This is a genomic window from Flavobacterium sp. (assembly GCF_036741995.1).
GTDB lineage: Bacteria > Bacteroidota > Bacteroidia > Flavobacteriales > Flavobacteriaceae > Flavobacterium.
The window spans coordinates 1-12,564 of sequence record NZ_DAINRG010000006.1 but is presented as its reverse complement, the minus strand read 5'-3'; the positions used below and the strand labels follow the sequence as shown (position 1 = coordinate 12,564).

The 12,564-nt window shown below is 36.7% G+C and carries 16 protein-coding genes; 9 read left to right on the top strand and 7 right to left on the bottom strand.

All coding sequences use genetic code 11. From position 1 onward, the window contains the following. Positions 1 to 93: 93 nt before the first annotated feature. The 3 genes from V7D82_RS03895 to V7D82_RS03885 all read right to left on the bottom strand — a co-directional run bounded on the left by V7D82_RS03895 (position 94) and on the right by V7D82_RS03885 (position 2,544). Positions 94 to 1,611: a thioredoxin-like domain-containing protein gene (locus V7D82_RS03895; RefSeq protein ID WP_333599663.1), complete on the bottom strand. Its 1,518-nt coding sequence runs from the start codon at positions 1,609 to 1,611 to the stop codon at positions 94 to 96. Between the two features lie 186 nt (positions 1,612 to 1,797). Continuing rightward, the gene (locus V7D82_RS03890) at positions 1,798 to 2,157 is read right to left on the bottom strand and encodes a hypothetical protein (protein WP_333599662.1); all 360 of its coding nucleotides are present in this window, start codon (positions 2,155 to 2,157) and stop codon (positions 1,798 to 1,800) included. A 168-nt stretch (positions 2,158 to 2,325) separates the two neighbouring features. Then, complete coding sequence (locus V7D82_RS03885) at positions 2,326 to 2,544, bottom strand: hypothetical protein (RefSeq protein ID WP_333599661.1); 219 nt, start codon at positions 2,542 to 2,544, stop codon at positions 2,326 to 2,328. A 149-nt stretch (positions 2,545 to 2,693) separates the two neighbouring features. Here V7D82_RS03885 and V7D82_RS03880 point away from each other — a divergent pair, with 149 nt between their 5' ends. Then, the gene (locus V7D82_RS03880; protein WP_333599660.1) at positions 2,694 to 2,927 is read left to right on the top strand and encodes a hypothetical protein; all 234 of its coding nucleotides are present in this window, start codon (positions 2,694 to 2,696) and stop codon (positions 2,925 to 2,927) included. 6 nt (positions 2,928 to 2,933) lie between these two features. On the opposite strand, the gene V7D82_RS03875 is transcribed toward V7D82_RS03880, so the two are convergent. From V7D82_RS03875 to rlmD, 3 genes are read right to left on the bottom strand one after another with little or no spacing between them, the layout of a single operon-like run. Next, positions 2,934 to 3,674: a DUF6048 family protein gene (locus V7D82_RS03875; RefSeq protein WP_333599659.1), complete on the bottom strand. Its 741-nt coding sequence runs from the start codon at positions 3,672 to 3,674 to the stop codon at positions 2,934 to 2,936. Beyond that, positions 3,646 to 4,167, bottom strand: a complete 522-nt coding sequence (locus tag V7D82_RS03870; RefSeq protein ID WP_333599658.1) for a DUF6452 family protein — start codon at positions 4,165 to 4,167, stop codon at positions 3,646 to 3,648. The genes V7D82_RS03875 and V7D82_RS03870 overlap by 29 nt, the downstream gene beginning before the upstream one ends. 6 nt (positions 4,168 to 4,173) lie before the next feature. Further along, positions 4,174 to 5,583, bottom strand: a complete 1,410-nt coding sequence (rlmD, locus tag V7D82_RS03865; protein WP_333599657.1) for a 23S rRNA (uracil(1939)-C(5))-methyltransferase RlmD — start codon at positions 5,581 to 5,583, stop codon at positions 4,174 to 4,176. Positions 5,584 to 5,659: 76 nt separating this feature from the next. On the opposite strand from rlmD, the gene V7D82_RS03860 reads away from it, so the two are divergent. From V7D82_RS03860 to V7D82_RS03840, 5 genes are all read left to right on the top strand, one after another. Continuing rightward, positions 5,660 to 6,205: a DUF1697 domain-containing protein gene (locus tag V7D82_RS03860; RefSeq protein ID WP_333599656.1), complete on the top strand. Its 546-nt coding sequence runs from the start codon at positions 5,660 to 5,662 to the stop codon at positions 6,203 to 6,205. 43 nt (positions 6,206 to 6,248) lie between these two features. Then, positions 6,249 to 7,502 carry an NRAMP family divalent metal transporter gene (locus tag V7D82_RS03855; RefSeq protein ID WP_333599655.1) on the top strand — a complete coding sequence of 418 codons (1,254 nt, stop codon included), beginning with the start codon at positions 6,249 to 6,251 and terminating at the stop codon, positions 7,500 to 7,502. Between the two features lie 147 nt (positions 7,503 to 7,649). Next, positions 7,650 to 8,894 (top strand): ornithine--oxo-acid transaminase, encoded by a 1,245-nt coding sequence (rocD, locus tag V7D82_RS03850; protein ID WP_333599654.1) that lies wholly within the window; start codon positions 7,650 to 7,652, stop codon positions 8,892 to 8,894. Between the two features lie 68 nt (positions 8,895 to 8,962). After that, positions 8,963 to 9,178, top strand: a complete 216-nt coding sequence (locus tag V7D82_RS03845) for a hypothetical protein (RefSeq protein ID WP_333599653.1) — start codon at positions 8,963 to 8,965, stop codon at positions 9,176 to 9,178. Continuing rightward, the gene (locus tag V7D82_RS03840) at positions 9,159 to 9,701 is read left to right on the top strand and encodes a Smr/MutS family protein (protein ID WP_333599652.1); all 543 of its coding nucleotides are present in this window, start codon (positions 9,159 to 9,161) and stop codon (positions 9,699 to 9,701) included. Before V7D82_RS03845 ends, V7D82_RS03840 begins: the two co-directional genes overlap by 20 nt. A 75-nt stretch (positions 9,702 to 9,776) precedes the next feature. Here V7D82_RS03840 and V7D82_RS03835 read toward each other — a convergent pair whose 3' ends face one another. Next, positions 9,777 to 10,151, bottom strand: a complete 375-nt coding sequence (locus tag V7D82_RS03835) for a hypothetical protein (protein WP_333599651.1) — start codon at positions 10,149 to 10,151, stop codon at positions 9,777 to 9,779. 298 nt (positions 10,152 to 10,449) lie between these two features. Here V7D82_RS03835 and V7D82_RS03830 point away from each other — a divergent pair, with 298 nt between their 5' ends. The 3 genes from V7D82_RS03830 to pdxH all read left to right on the top strand — a co-directional run bounded on the left by V7D82_RS03830 (position 10,450) and on the right by pdxH (position 12,479). Further along, a complete protein-coding gene (locus V7D82_RS03830; protein ID WP_333599650.1) occupies positions 10,450 to 10,782 on the top strand; it encodes a ribonuclease Z in 333 nt (110 codons plus the stop codon). 4 nt (positions 10,783 to 10,786) lie between these two features. Next, entirely contained in the window at positions 10,787 to 11,695 is a 909-nt protein-coding gene (locus V7D82_RS03825; protein WP_333599649.1) for a ribonuclease Z, read from the top strand. A gap of 139 nt (positions 11,696 to 11,834) precedes the next feature. Continuing rightward, on the top strand, positions 11,835 to 12,479 hold the full coding sequence (gene pdxH / locus V7D82_RS03820) for a pyridoxamine 5'-phosphate oxidase (protein ID WP_333599648.1): 645 nt from the start codon (positions 11,835 to 11,837) through the stop codon (positions 12,477 to 12,479). The last annotated feature ends 85 nt before the right edge of the window (positions 12,480 to 12,564 follow it).

Genomic DNA, 12,564 nt, shown 5'->3' with positions numbered 1-12,564 from the left:
AGTTTACTTCGAAGTTATTTTTTTGCAAAAGTACTAAAAAGCGATAATGAGTAAATGGGCTAATATTATGTTACTGTTAAGTTTAGTTACAGACTAGCTGTTTTTTTTATATTCCGCTTCTATGTCTTTAATGATGGATTTTATAAGCTCAACACCAATTCTTTTGGCTTTGATTACTTTGTTTTTATCTAGGATATAAATAACCGGTGTGGAATAAACATCATACTTTTCGACGGCATTATTGTAGTGAGCACCATCATAAACATTAATCCACGGCAATTGATGTTCGGCTATGTATTTCAGGTATTTATCGCCTTCGTGTTGCATATATACGCTGTATACTTTAACATCTTTTTTATCCTTGATCAGTTCGTTATACACATCGAGTAGTTTCGGGATTTCTTTTTGGCAGTGGCCACAATCCACATCCCAAAAAACAAGGATGGTATAATCGGCTTTCACCTCACTTAGTTTGACAAACATTTTATTGACTTCGTCGTTGTGTTGGTAAAACACTTTGGTCATTTCTTCACTGTTTTTGGCATTTTCGAAACCCATGGTTTTCATTTTATCGAAATCTTCGGCCTTTATCATAAACAAGTCTTGTGCCACAGCGCCAATTAAGAGCGGTTTCAGTTTATCAGCTCGTTTGATGATTCTTTGCACTACGTCATCGTCGTCATAGATTCCGGCCGCTTTTCCCGTCTTGAAATAATTGTCAGACAGATGCACAAAAACTTTATCAAATCCCATCACCGTTGATGTTTCATAGGCATATGTAAAATGGGCCAACAGCAATTTGTTGAGCAAACTTCCGGGTGTTGTTTTGGCCATCATGCGGTCAATTTCAACGCTAACCGAATCGGCATTGGTCACCACAATATTATCAAAATAGTTTTTGAGTTTGTTGAAGAAAAAAGGGTTGCGCATAGTAGCATCTTCTTTAAAATCTACATTTTCCCAATAGTGTTTTTTGTAATAATTATAAACCATCAAGCTGTCGGGTCTTCCATTGGCGGCTTTTGGTATATCTTTTAAAGTTTTTTCCATTTTAAGATTAAGCACACTGCCGATATAGCTTCCTTGATTTTTTGTTAAGAACTTTTGCTCATAATCAGAAATACGCAATTCCATGTCTTTACGTTTGGCATTGAGCGCCAAAGTATCTTTTTTGGTTTGAGGAATGTTTTTTTGTTTCAGTTCCTGGAAATCTTTGTTTTGTTGGTTAATGAATTTGATGTAATTAAAAAAGTCATTTTCCTTTTCTGAATTAACAGCAGCTAGTTCTTTGGAGATATCAGTGCTCACATCACTTTTTAGCTCTAATTTTTGGGTTTCATCATCGATAAAAAAATCAAAATAAATTGATTTTTGCTGGCTTACTAATGAGTAAATGCCTTTATCAAGTTTCTTTTTTCCTGAAAAAACTATTTTACCATTTTTGATGCTAGTACAGGTGTCTTTAATCATCGTTTTGTCAAACTGATAAAAAGTGAGGTACGCTAAGGTGTCTTTGCAGTTTTTTAAATTAATAGTAATCTCATATCCTGATTGAGCAGTAGCATAAGCAGAAGACAAACAAAAAACAATTCCAACTAGTAATTTCTTCATAAATCAACTTTTTTTAACGATTTCGCAATTAAACGACGCTCAAAAATAAACTTTTTTTAAAATAAAACAGGAGTTGGTTTTTTAAAGTTTACTTAAGATATAAAGCCGTTGCCAACAAAAAAACATCCCAAAATATTTGGGATGTTTTGTACAGAATGAATTAGTTATTATTTTAAGGATGTTGATTTAAACGTCATCAAAAACAATGATGCCTTTCTTCTCCAAATTGTATTTGATGGTTTCATAAGGCATATTGAATTGATCTACCAATTGTGAAATCGAATTTCCCGAAAGGAAAAGATTAATCATGACCTTTAATAAATCGGGATCTATGATGGTAATGGTTTGGTCGATAACTGTAGCTAATTTGTCAGCCTGATTTCTTGCGTTGCGCAATACAGAAATGATATCTTGAATATCATCAATTGGGATTTCTAATACATTCTGATAACCATTTCTTTGAGGGGTTTGTGATAAGACTACAAGATTGTAACCATTACTATCCTCTTTGAAATGGGCAGAATAGACATTGTATTTGCTTGCCATTTTTGTAGGTATTTAGTTTGTTTATGTTGAATTGGGGGGAATTCGGTGGCAAAAATAAGGAATTCTTCTAAGACTATGGCAGTATTATCAAATAAAAACACTTCAAATAATTCCAGGTACTTTGTTGTTGAATTAGAGAATTTTACATTTATAAAGGTAACGCTTGATTTATTTACGAGTATTTTTGTGGGTTTCTATGTGATGTTCTAATTGGGTTTTTAAGGTTTCGAGGTATTGCTTTACATCATCGGTACGAACAGTTTTCTGATCGGCTTCACCAAGTGGGAGAGGAGTTTCACTTAAGTAAATGTAGAGCTCAGGATAGTTGGTTTCTATTTCGGTTGTGAGCCGGATAATATCCTGCATGAGTTGGTTTAGTGATTTCATAATGATGCGATTTTCATTGATAATTACAGTGCTGGGCGCTTTTCAAATTTAAGAAAAATTGAGCTTAACAGATTAGTTTTTTATAAATATGAATTTAAAAAAATAGTAATTTGAGTATCTTTGACCCAAAATAAAATAAACCCAAAGTCATGTCTAAAAAAGTAAAAGCGTTTCTCTATAATCTTATCTGCTTTGCTATATTGTTTATTGCCTTTCGCTATGTGATACAACACTACACTCAATTAACAGGGTACTGGATTCCAATAACAGCTTTTGTTGTAGGCACATTAATAGCTCCAAAGTTTCAGGCGATTCAAACCCGCGATGGAGAAAAACTGTTTATGAAATGGGTTTTTATCAGCGGAATTAAAGAAATCAAATAATACTGATTATTTCTTTTTTGCGGTCTTTTTTGTTTTAACAGTCGACTTATATAACGGAATAAAATAGGAAACAGTATAGTTAAATCCTACACCAAAATTACCGTTGTAAGTTCTGTTAAATCCCGGAATATAAAGGTTGTCAAAGTTATCCGGTACTTTTTGCGAAAGCAGACGGTTCATCCGGAAACTAAATCCTACATAGAAATTATTGAAAACCTGTGCTTTTACCCCAGCGACCACTTCTATCCATTGTGCTGTTAATCCGTTGAATTTTTGACCGGAAACAATCTCAGTTCCATCGCCAAAATAATGATCCGGATTGTAGAGCTCGTAACTGTTTAGGGTTTGACTAAAACTACTTACTCCATAGCGCATCCCCACATATATCATGTTTTCCATGTTGAGCCAATTCTCATAAGTGTTATAATCAAAACCGGCTTTCAGATAAGTTCCTTTGGTTGTAAAGTTCAATCGGTCATCGTCAACCGTTTTGTTTTCGTTCCCAATTTCTGCGGCTATATAATGACGACGTGTCAATCGATAATCCCCAACCAATTCTAAACCACGATAGTCTTTTTCGTAAAACGAACGGGTTAGTTTGAATAAATCAACACCAAGGCGCAAACCATAGCGTTCTTTTTTAGGCGGAATACTATCCTTTTTCTGGCTGTCTTTTTCTTGTGCCGTTCCTAAAAATGAAAGCAACACCAACCCAATACTAAAAACTAATTTTGATGTGTGTTTCATTTTCGGTAGTAATAGAATTTGTTTGAACGCTTACACTTTGAATCCAAAGACCACCGGGTGTAGTAGCATCAGAAAGAGAGTATCCATTGGGATCATTCAGATTAAAAATGGTTTTATAACCACAGGCTCTGGATACAAAAACAGTTTGGGTGGCATAATTAAAGGTAAGTATGTCTTCGTTTGCGTTAGTAGCGCTGTTACTGTCCAATATTAAGTGATAGGTGGTGCTAGTTTCACCGGTTCGTAAAGGAAGCATAATCGATGATTCATTAGTCAAGTATTTCGTGTCATCTGTAGCATCATTGAATACCACACCGTTTGTCTGGCCATCGCCAATGGCTTTCAGATTCACAACTTTTTTCAGGGTTGTCGGATTTGAAATATCATAAAACTCCAGAACCAATCGGGGAGTGGTTTCTTCGGTGCAAATGTCATCTTTCTCACAGCCGGAGAAGGATATAGCAACTACCAATAGGAACAGTATCTTTTTCATATAATTTTATCGTCTTTCCAAAAGTACAACATTTTCGACATGATGCGTTTGCGGAAACATATCTACCGGTCGCACGCGTGTTACTTTATAATGTTCATCCATCAAAGCTAAATCGCGAGCTTGTGTGGCCGAGTTACAACTTACATAAACCACTTTTTCCGGAGCTATTTTCAGAATTTGTTCTACCACATCTTTGTGCATGCCGTCTCTTGGCGGGTCAGTAATAATTACATCCGGTTGACCATGTTGTGTAATGAAATCATCATTAAAAACGTTTTTCATATCACCCACATAAAACTCACAGTTGCTAATGTTGTTGCGTTTGGCATTTTCATTAGCATCAAAAATAGCTTCCGGCACGGCTTCCACGCCAATAACTTTTTTAGCTTGTTTAGATACAAACTGGGCAATGGTTCCGGTTCCGGTGTATAAATCATAGACCACTTCGTTTCCTGTTAATCCGGCAAATTCCCTAGTGATTTTGTATAATTCGTAGGCTTGATCCGAGTTAGTTTGGTAGAATGATTTAGCATTAATGCTAAAGTGTAAGCCTTCCATCTCTTCTAATATATAATCTCTGCCTTTATAAAGTTTGATATCCTGATCATACAGCGTATCATTGGCTTTGCCATTGATTACATATTGTAAAGAAGTAATTTGCGGAAATGTAGTATGAATGTGGTCTAACAACAATTCGCGTTGTGCTTTGTCTTCTTTAAAAAACTGAAGCAACACCATGATTTCTCCAGTGGATGCCGTTCTAATCATCAAGGTTCGCAATAAACCTTCATGATTACGCGCATTGAAGAAAGTCATGTTGTTCTCGGTAGCAAAACATTTGATTTCGTTGCGGATGGCATTCGACGGATCTTCCTGCAGATGGCATTTTTCGATGTCTAGTATCTTGTCCCACATTCTCGGAATGTGAAAACCTAAAGCATTTTTTTGAAAGGTTTCCTCGGATTGGATTTCTTTTTCGGTCAACCAGCGGGTATCTGAAAACCCGAATTCCATTTTGTTTCTGTAAAAGAATTGTTTGGCCGACCCTAATATGGGTTCGAACGTTGGCAACTCAATTTTACCGATGCGTTTCAGGTTGTTGAATACCTCCTGATTTTTATAAAACAATTGCTTGTCGTAGTTCATATTCTGCCATTTGCAACCGCCACAGGCTCCGAAATGCTGGCAAATCGGCTCGATTCTGTCTTTAGAATACTCGTGAAATTTGATGGCTTTGCCTTCAAAATAGGCTTTGCGTTTTTTAAGCGTTTGCACATCTACCACATCGCCAGGAACAACATTAGGTATGAATATGACTTGACCTTCTGGGGCTTTGGCTACCGATACGCCTTTGGCACCGGCATCTAAAACCGTTATATTTTCAAAAATGATTTTGTTCGTTACTTTTCTTCCCATGGGGCAAAAATAAACTATTGAATAAAACTTGGGAGTGATTTAAGAAAAAAATATAATTTAGTAGAAATTTAAAAAGATGTACACTCATTTAGCATTATTGCGCGGCATCAATGTCTCGGGACATAAAATGATTAAAATGGAGGCGTTGAAAAAAGCGTTGGAGGCCATTGGTTTTAACAATGTGATTACTTATATCCAATCGGGAAATGTGTTTGTGGATACCGAAGAGGAAAATCCGGCTAAAGTTGGCTTTCTGATTAAACAGGAAATTTTTAAGGAATTTGGTCATGATGTACCGGTGATTGTGATTGGTCAGGAAGACTTGCAGGCGTGTTTAGACAGAAATGGGTTTTTAAATGATGAAGGCGTTGATTTGAAAAAGCTGTATGTTTCCTTTATTTCTGCCGAGCTTCCGGATAATATGATTACCCAACTCAATCTGAACTTTATCAAACCCGATGAAATTCAGTTGGATGGCAAACGCATCTATCTAAAATACGATATCTCACCAGCCAAAACAAGACTAGACAACAAATGGATTGAGAAAAGTATGAATGTCATGTCAACCACCAGAAATTGGAATACGGTCAATACGTTGCTGAAAATGTTTCAAGAGCGGTAATAGTCCTCTGTTTTAGGTTTAAATTAGTAGTAAATACACTCCTGTGAGAAAAAATAATAAGTTTATTAGGTTTTGGAAAATATTAGGTCCCGGTTTAATTACGGGTGCCAGTGACGATGATCCCTCTGGAATTGCTACATACTCACAAGCAGGTGCCGCCTATGGTCTTACCACTTTATGGACATCGTTAATTGCATTCCCTTTGATGGCGAGTATACAACAAATGTGTGCCAAGATAGGGTTGGTCACTTCACAAGGCTTAACCGGTGCTTTAAAAAAACATTATCCAAAACCGGTTTTATATGTAATGCTGGTTTTCAGTTTTCCGGCCATAGTAATGAATATAGGAGCAGATATAGCAGGAATGGGAGCGGTGGGTAACTTGCTTTTTCCAAAAATAGAAGCTACTTATTTTAGTGTGGTTTTTACCATTATTTTATTGTTTTTGATTATTTATCTGCCTTATCAAAAAATAGCAGCCACATTAAAATACTTATGTATAGTGCTACTGGTTTACTTAATAGTTCCGTTTTTATACCAACAGGATTGGCTTGACATTGCTAAAAACACTTTTATACCTACTATAGAATTTAATAAAGAATTTGTTGGCATTCTTGTCGGGATTTTGGGAACAACGATTTCTCCTTATCTTTTCTTTTGGCAAGCTTCGATGGAGGTTGAAGAAATGTCACACAAGAAACGACATTTGATAGTTAATAAAAAAATCATCCACGACATGAAACAAGATGTTGATTTTGGGATGTCGTTCTCGGGTGTGGTAATGTTTTTTATTATTCTTACTACAGGAACGGTTTTGTTTAAAGGAGGTATTCATCAGATAGACACTGTAGAGCAGGCAGCTGCTGCGTTAAAACCTTTGGCCGGAAACTTTGCTTATTTACTTTTTGCTATTGGTGTTATTGGCACAGGGCTATTGGCGATTCCCGTATTAAGCGGTTCCCTTTCCTATATCATAACGGAAACCTTTGGTTGGGAACAAGGTTTAGATAAAAAATTCCACGAAGCCAAAGCCTTTTATATCGTGATGGCCATATCACTAATCTTAGGTTTGTCTTTAAATTATATCGGCATTTCGCCCGTAAAAGCATTGATTTATACAGCTATTTTATATGGATTAACTGCGCCGGTCTTGATTGCAATCATTTTACATATTTCCAATAATAAAGAGGTTATGGGGGCTTTCACTAACAGCAGATTCTCTAATGTTTTAGGTTTTACTGCTCTGATACTGATGACAGCCGCCGCCGCCGCACTATTGTATTTACAGTTTGAATAACTTCCATCAATCTTGCAGTCTAACTGTCTAACAATCTGAAAATCTTTTTATACTTTTACACCAATTATGGATGATTTCTCTCCAATAAGAAGGAATTGCGATTTAATAAATAATCTGTAACGAGATCAGATTAAAAATTCAATTACAATGTCAGTTTTAGAAAAATTAACGTCAGCCGATGCTATTGCATTAGAAAACAAGTACGGAGCCCACAATTATCACCCACTACCCGTAGTACTAAATAGAGGGGAAGGGGTTTATGTTTGGGATGTAGAAGGAAAGAAATACTACGATTTCCTTTCAGCCTATTCCGCCGTAAATCAAGGACACTGCCATCCAAAAATTGTGAACGCTATGATAGAGCAGGCACAAACGTTAACACTAACTTCGCGTGCTTTTTACAATGATAAATTAGGCGTTTACGAAGAATACATCACCAATTATTTTGGTTTTGACAAAGTATTACCCATGAATACCGGTGCTGAAGCTGTAGAAACCGCTTTAAAATTGTGTAGAAAATGGGCTTACGAAAAGAAAGGCATTGCCGAAAATCAGGCACAAATTATAGTGTGTGATGGCAATTTCCATGGAAGAACGACTACTATTATTTCTTTTTCCAACGATGAAAATGCCCGTAAAAACTTTGGTCCTTACACCGCCGGTTTTATAAAAATAGCTTACGATGATATTGAGGCTTTGGAAAATGCCATTACGTCTTCTAAAAATGTTGCCGGTTTTCTGGTAGAACCTATCCAAGGGGAAGCCGGAGTGTATGTGCCAAGCGAAGGTTATTTGGCGAAAGCCAAAGCTTTGTGCGAAGAGCATAATGTGTTATTCATAGCCGATGAAGTACAAACCGGAATTGCCCGTACCGGGAAACTATTAGCCGTTCACCATGAAAATATTCAACCTGATATTTTGATTTTAGGTAAAGCCATTTCAGGTGGTGCTTATCCGGTTTCGGCGGTCTTGGCCAATGATGCTATCATGAATGTCATCAAACCGGGACAACACGGCTCAACTTTTGGTGGAAACCCAATTGCTGCTGCTGTGGCTATTGCCGCTCTAGAAGTAGTAAAAGATGAAAAGCTAGCCGAAAACGCTGAACGATTAGGAAAGCTATTCCGTTCGGAATTGGCAAAATATATTGAAACTTCTACTATCGCGACTTTAGTTCGTGGTAAAGGATTGTTAAATGCTGTTGTAATTAATGATACGGAAGAAAGCGATACTGCTTGGAACATCTGTATGGCGTTACGTGATAACGGTTTACTGGCCAAACCAACCCACGGAAACATTATTCGTTTTGCACCGCCATTGATCATGAATGAAGAACAATTACTCGATTGTGTTGCGATAATCATTAAGACACTAAAGCAATTTGAAAAGTAAAAAATATATCCATTTTAAAACCAGCTAATCCAGCTGGTTTTTTTATTTTTGAATACTAAAGAAAACCCATGAGAAAACTGATTCTGCCCATAATGGCTGTAGCTATCATACTAGGTTTGTACGAACAAACAAAAGCCAAACCCAACATTTATATTTTAATCGTTGCCATCGTTGTGTTTATGTATGGCATGATGCAATTGAGTGCCAGGACTTTGCACAACAATAATCATGAGATTGAAGAAGAATCTTTAGAAGAAGAGCAAGATGATAGCGAAAGGAGATAAGGTTTCGGTTTTAGACGATGCCATTGACGGTATTGTAGTAGGTGTTAATGGTTCCGAAATTACTATAGAAACGGCTGACGGTTTTACTATGACTTTTAAAAGCAGTGAACTCATTAAAATGGGAAGCTCTAACGAGATGAATTTCAGTTTTAATAAGAATCAGGTTATTAGTGAAAAAGAAGTCGCTAAACCGAATTACATTAATAAAGAGAAAAAATCCAAAAAAGAAATCCCAGTGCCCGAGTTTGATTTGCATATCGAGAAGTTAGTCAAAAGCTTTAAAGGAATGAGCAATTACGAAATCTTAACCTTGCAATCCGAAACCGCTAAAAAACATATCGAATTCGCCATAAGAAATAGAATTCCAAGAATTGTCTTTATTCATGGAGTAGGCGATGGGGTTTTAAAATCGGAGCTCGACTTTATGCTGGGGCGCTATGATAACCTTTCCTTTCAGGATGCCAATTATCAGAAGTATGGCTTAGGCGCTACGGAAGTCTATTTCAAACAAAACGTAAAATAAAAAGTCCCGATTTATCGGGACTTTTCGTTTCCAAAACTAACCAAATTATATTTGTAATCTAAACTAAACTTAAAATTAAGCAACACTACTTTCTTGAGAAACTACTTTTTTCAAGAATGATCTAACTAAAACACTGTTAGTACTAACACCAGCATTAATCAATTGTTTTTTTCCGAAGTTAGTAGCGTTAGTTTTAACACCGTTAGTGTTATTTTCTCCCATTAACCAAGAAGCAACATCCATAGTAGCAATTCCGTTTGCTGTAGTGATAACTGCAGTAGTTTCTTTAGCAACTGAAACTTGAGTTGAAGAAGTTGTAGTTGACAAAGCCGTTGTTGTAGTGTTTTGTCCAAAAACTCCAGTAGAAGACAATACTAATAAAACGAATAAAACAAATAATCTAACGTTAGTTACATTTTTTTGAGTTGTTGTGTTATTAGTTGTTGTCATAATATTTTGTTTTAGTTGTTATTTCTGATTCAAAACTACGGCGACAGTTCGCTCACCGGAAATATTTTCGATAACTAACCTCAAAAGTCGTTTAATCGACAAAACCAATGAATTCGGGCACTTTCAGCGTTTTTATTGTGTCGTTCGTCTATAAAATGTTAAAAAAAAGTGTCGTTTACCGATGAAAAACCAATAAATTCCATGAACTGCAATTGCCTTTGCATTTTACCGACTGCAATAGTCGATGAGTGACGAAATCTTAGTAAATTAGCATCATAATAAATATCCAGATCCCAAAATGAAAGTAGAACACAAAGGACACACCACTATCATTAGAAACACTCAAGGCAAAACAGCAGACTTTCTTCAAAAGCTGCTTCAGGAATACCATACGTATAAAAGTCAAAACCTTATTCTTGATTTAACTCACGACAAAGAATTAACGATGGATGATGTAAAAGCCTTCACGGATATGGCTAAAGCACAGAAAAAAGAGAAAAAGTCGTTGGTGTTGGTAGCCGACAATCTTAATTTCAATGCAGTGCCCAAAAGCATTACTTTGGTACCAACATTATTAGAAGCTCACGACATTATAGAAATGGAAGAGATAGAGCGTGATTTAGGATTTTAATACCATGAAGTTAACCATACTGGGTTGCTACGCAGCCACTCCTCGAACAATTACCAATCCAACATCACAGGTTCTTGAAATCAGAAACCGAATGTTCCTTATTGATTGTGGTGAAGGAACCCAAGTGCAGCTGCGCAAAAACAAGCTCAAGTTTTCCAAAATCAACCACATCTTCATTTCCCATTTGCACGGCGATCATTTTTATGGATTGGTAGGATTGATTTCTACCTTCATGCTCCTCAACCGCCAAACCGATTTACATGTCTATGGTCCCAAAGGCATCAAAGAAATTGTTTTGTTGCAGTTGCGTTACGCTAATTCATTCACCGGCTACAATCTGTATTTCCATGAATTAGAATCGAAAACCAGTGAAGTAATTTATGAAGACGAAAAAGTAGTGGTCAAAACCATTCCTTTGAAACACCGCATTTATACCAATGGTTTTTTATTTCAGGAAAAACCTAAAGAGCGAAAACTGAATATTGAAGCAGCCGAACATTATAAAATAGATGCCGTTTATTACCGAAAGATAAAATATGGTGGTAATATCACTTTAGATGACGGAACCATCATTCCCAATGCGGAATTAACCTTTGACCCCGAACCGGCAAAAAGCTATGCCTTTTGTAGTGACACGATGTATGATGAAAGCATCGTTCCAATAATTGAAAACGCAGACGTGTTGTATCACGAAACCACCTTTCTCGAATCCGAAGCTGACAAAGCTGAAAAAACCATGCACAGTACCGCCAAAGAAGCCGCGACTATTGCTTCAAAGGCAAATGTTAAACAACTGCTGCTTGGCCATTACAGCACGCGTTACAGCAATATTGAACTTTTCAGGGAAGAAGCTGAAACCATTTTCCCTAATACGCTGCTGGCCGATGATGGTAAAACGTTCGAATTTGATTAGAAGCGAATGGCTTGGGTCTTATCAGTAGTCGCAATTCCTGCTGTCCGCGCTACAGGGTAGCCACTCCCATCAGGGCTAAAAAGTAGTCTATTTTATAATTTAAAATCTTAGTAACTTTACCACATAGAACAATACTATAATGAAAGACTTAAGCAACTATAGAAAATCCTACGAGAAAAACGAACTGCTGGAAACCAGTATTCCCGAAGATCCCATCAATCTTTTCAACAAGTGGTTCTACGAAACAGAAGAGTTTGGAGGAGTAGAGGAAGTCAATGCGATGACAGTAGCCACTATCGGTTTGGATGGTTTTCCAAAATCGAGAGTAGTATTGCTTAAAAAATTCAACGAAGAAGGTTTCATTTTCTACACCAATTACAATTCCGAAAAAGGCAAAGCCATTAGCAACAATCCTCATGTGTGTCTTTCGTTCTTTTGGCACAGTATGGAACGCCAGGTGATTATCAAAGGAATTGCCGAGAAAACTACTGAAACAATTTCCGATAATTATTTTGATTCCCGCCCCGATGGGAGCAAGCTGGGTGCTATAGTTTCTCCACAAAGCGAAGTCATTCCTTCAAGAGAATTCCTCGACGAAAAGCTAAAACAACTGGAAAAAGATTTTCAAGATAAAGAAATTACGAGACCTTCGAATTGGGGAGGTTTTTTAGTCAGACCCACAGAAGTAGAATTTTGGCAGGGGAGAGCTAACCGATTGCATGATAGAATCCGATACCAACTTCAAAACGACTTCAGTTGGAAGATAGATCGTCTTTCACCTTAAAATAGTGTAAACATTCATCAAAATTATATAAACCACTCTACGGAGTGGTTTTTTAGTTTTGGCACTAACGAAAAATAATATCGAC

Excerpts from the sequence above, each read along its gene's own strand:
- V7D82_RS03830 (WP_333599650.1), top strand. The coding sequence starts at position 10,450 with ATGAAAGTAGAACACAAAGGACACACCACTATCATTAGAAACACTCAA.
- V7D82_RS03870 (WP_333599658.1), bottom strand. The coding sequence starts at position 4,167 with ATGAAAAAGATACTGTTCCTATTGGTAGTTGCTATATCCTTCTCCGGC.
- V7D82_RS03835 (WP_333599651.1), bottom strand. The coding sequence starts at position 10,151 with ATGACAACAACTAATAACACAACAACTCAAAAAAATGTAACTAACGTT.
- V7D82_RS03885 (WP_333599661.1), bottom strand. The coding sequence starts at position 2,544 with ATGAAATCACTAAACCAACTCATGCAGGATATTATCCGGCTCACAACC.
- V7D82_RS03880 (WP_333599660.1), top strand. The coding sequence starts at position 2,694 with ATGTCTAAAAAAGTAAAAGCGTTTCTCTATAATCTTATCTGCTTTGCT.
- rocD (WP_333599654.1), top strand. The coding sequence starts at position 7,650 with ATGTCAGTTTTAGAAAAATTAACGTCAGCCGATGCTATTGCATTAGAA.
- V7D82_RS03825 (WP_333599649.1), top strand. The coding sequence starts at position 10,787 with ATGAAGTTAACCATACTGGGTTGCTACGCAGCCACTCCTCGAACAATT.
- rlmD (WP_333599657.1), bottom strand. The coding sequence starts at position 5,583 with ATGGGAAGAAAAGTAACGAACAAAATCATTTTTGAAAATATAACGGTT.
- V7D82_RS03890 (WP_333599662.1), bottom strand. The coding sequence starts at position 2,157 with ATGGCAAGCAAATACAATGTCTATTCTGCCCATTTCAAAGAGGATAGT.
- V7D82_RS03845 (WP_333599653.1), top strand. The coding sequence starts at position 8,963 with ATGAGAAAACTGATTCTGCCCATAATGGCTGTAGCTATCATACTAGGT.
- V7D82_RS03875 (WP_333599659.1), bottom strand. The coding sequence starts at position 3,674 with ATGAAACACACATCAAAATTAGTTTTTAGTATTGGGTTGGTGTTGCTT.
- pdxH (WP_333599648.1), top strand. The coding sequence starts at position 11,835 with ATGAAAGACTTAAGCAACTATAGAAAATCCTACGAGAAAAACGAACTG.
- V7D82_RS03840 (WP_333599652.1), top strand. The coding sequence starts at position 9,159 with ATGATAGCGAAAGGAGATAAGGTTTCGGTTTTAGACGATGCCATTGAC.
- V7D82_RS03860 (WP_333599656.1), top strand. The coding sequence starts at position 5,660 with ATGTACACTCATTTAGCATTATTGCGCGGCATCAATGTCTCGGGACAT.
- V7D82_RS03895 (WP_333599663.1), bottom strand. The coding sequence starts at position 1,611 with ATGAAGAAATTACTAGTTGGAATTGTTTTTTGTTTGTCTTCTGCTTAT.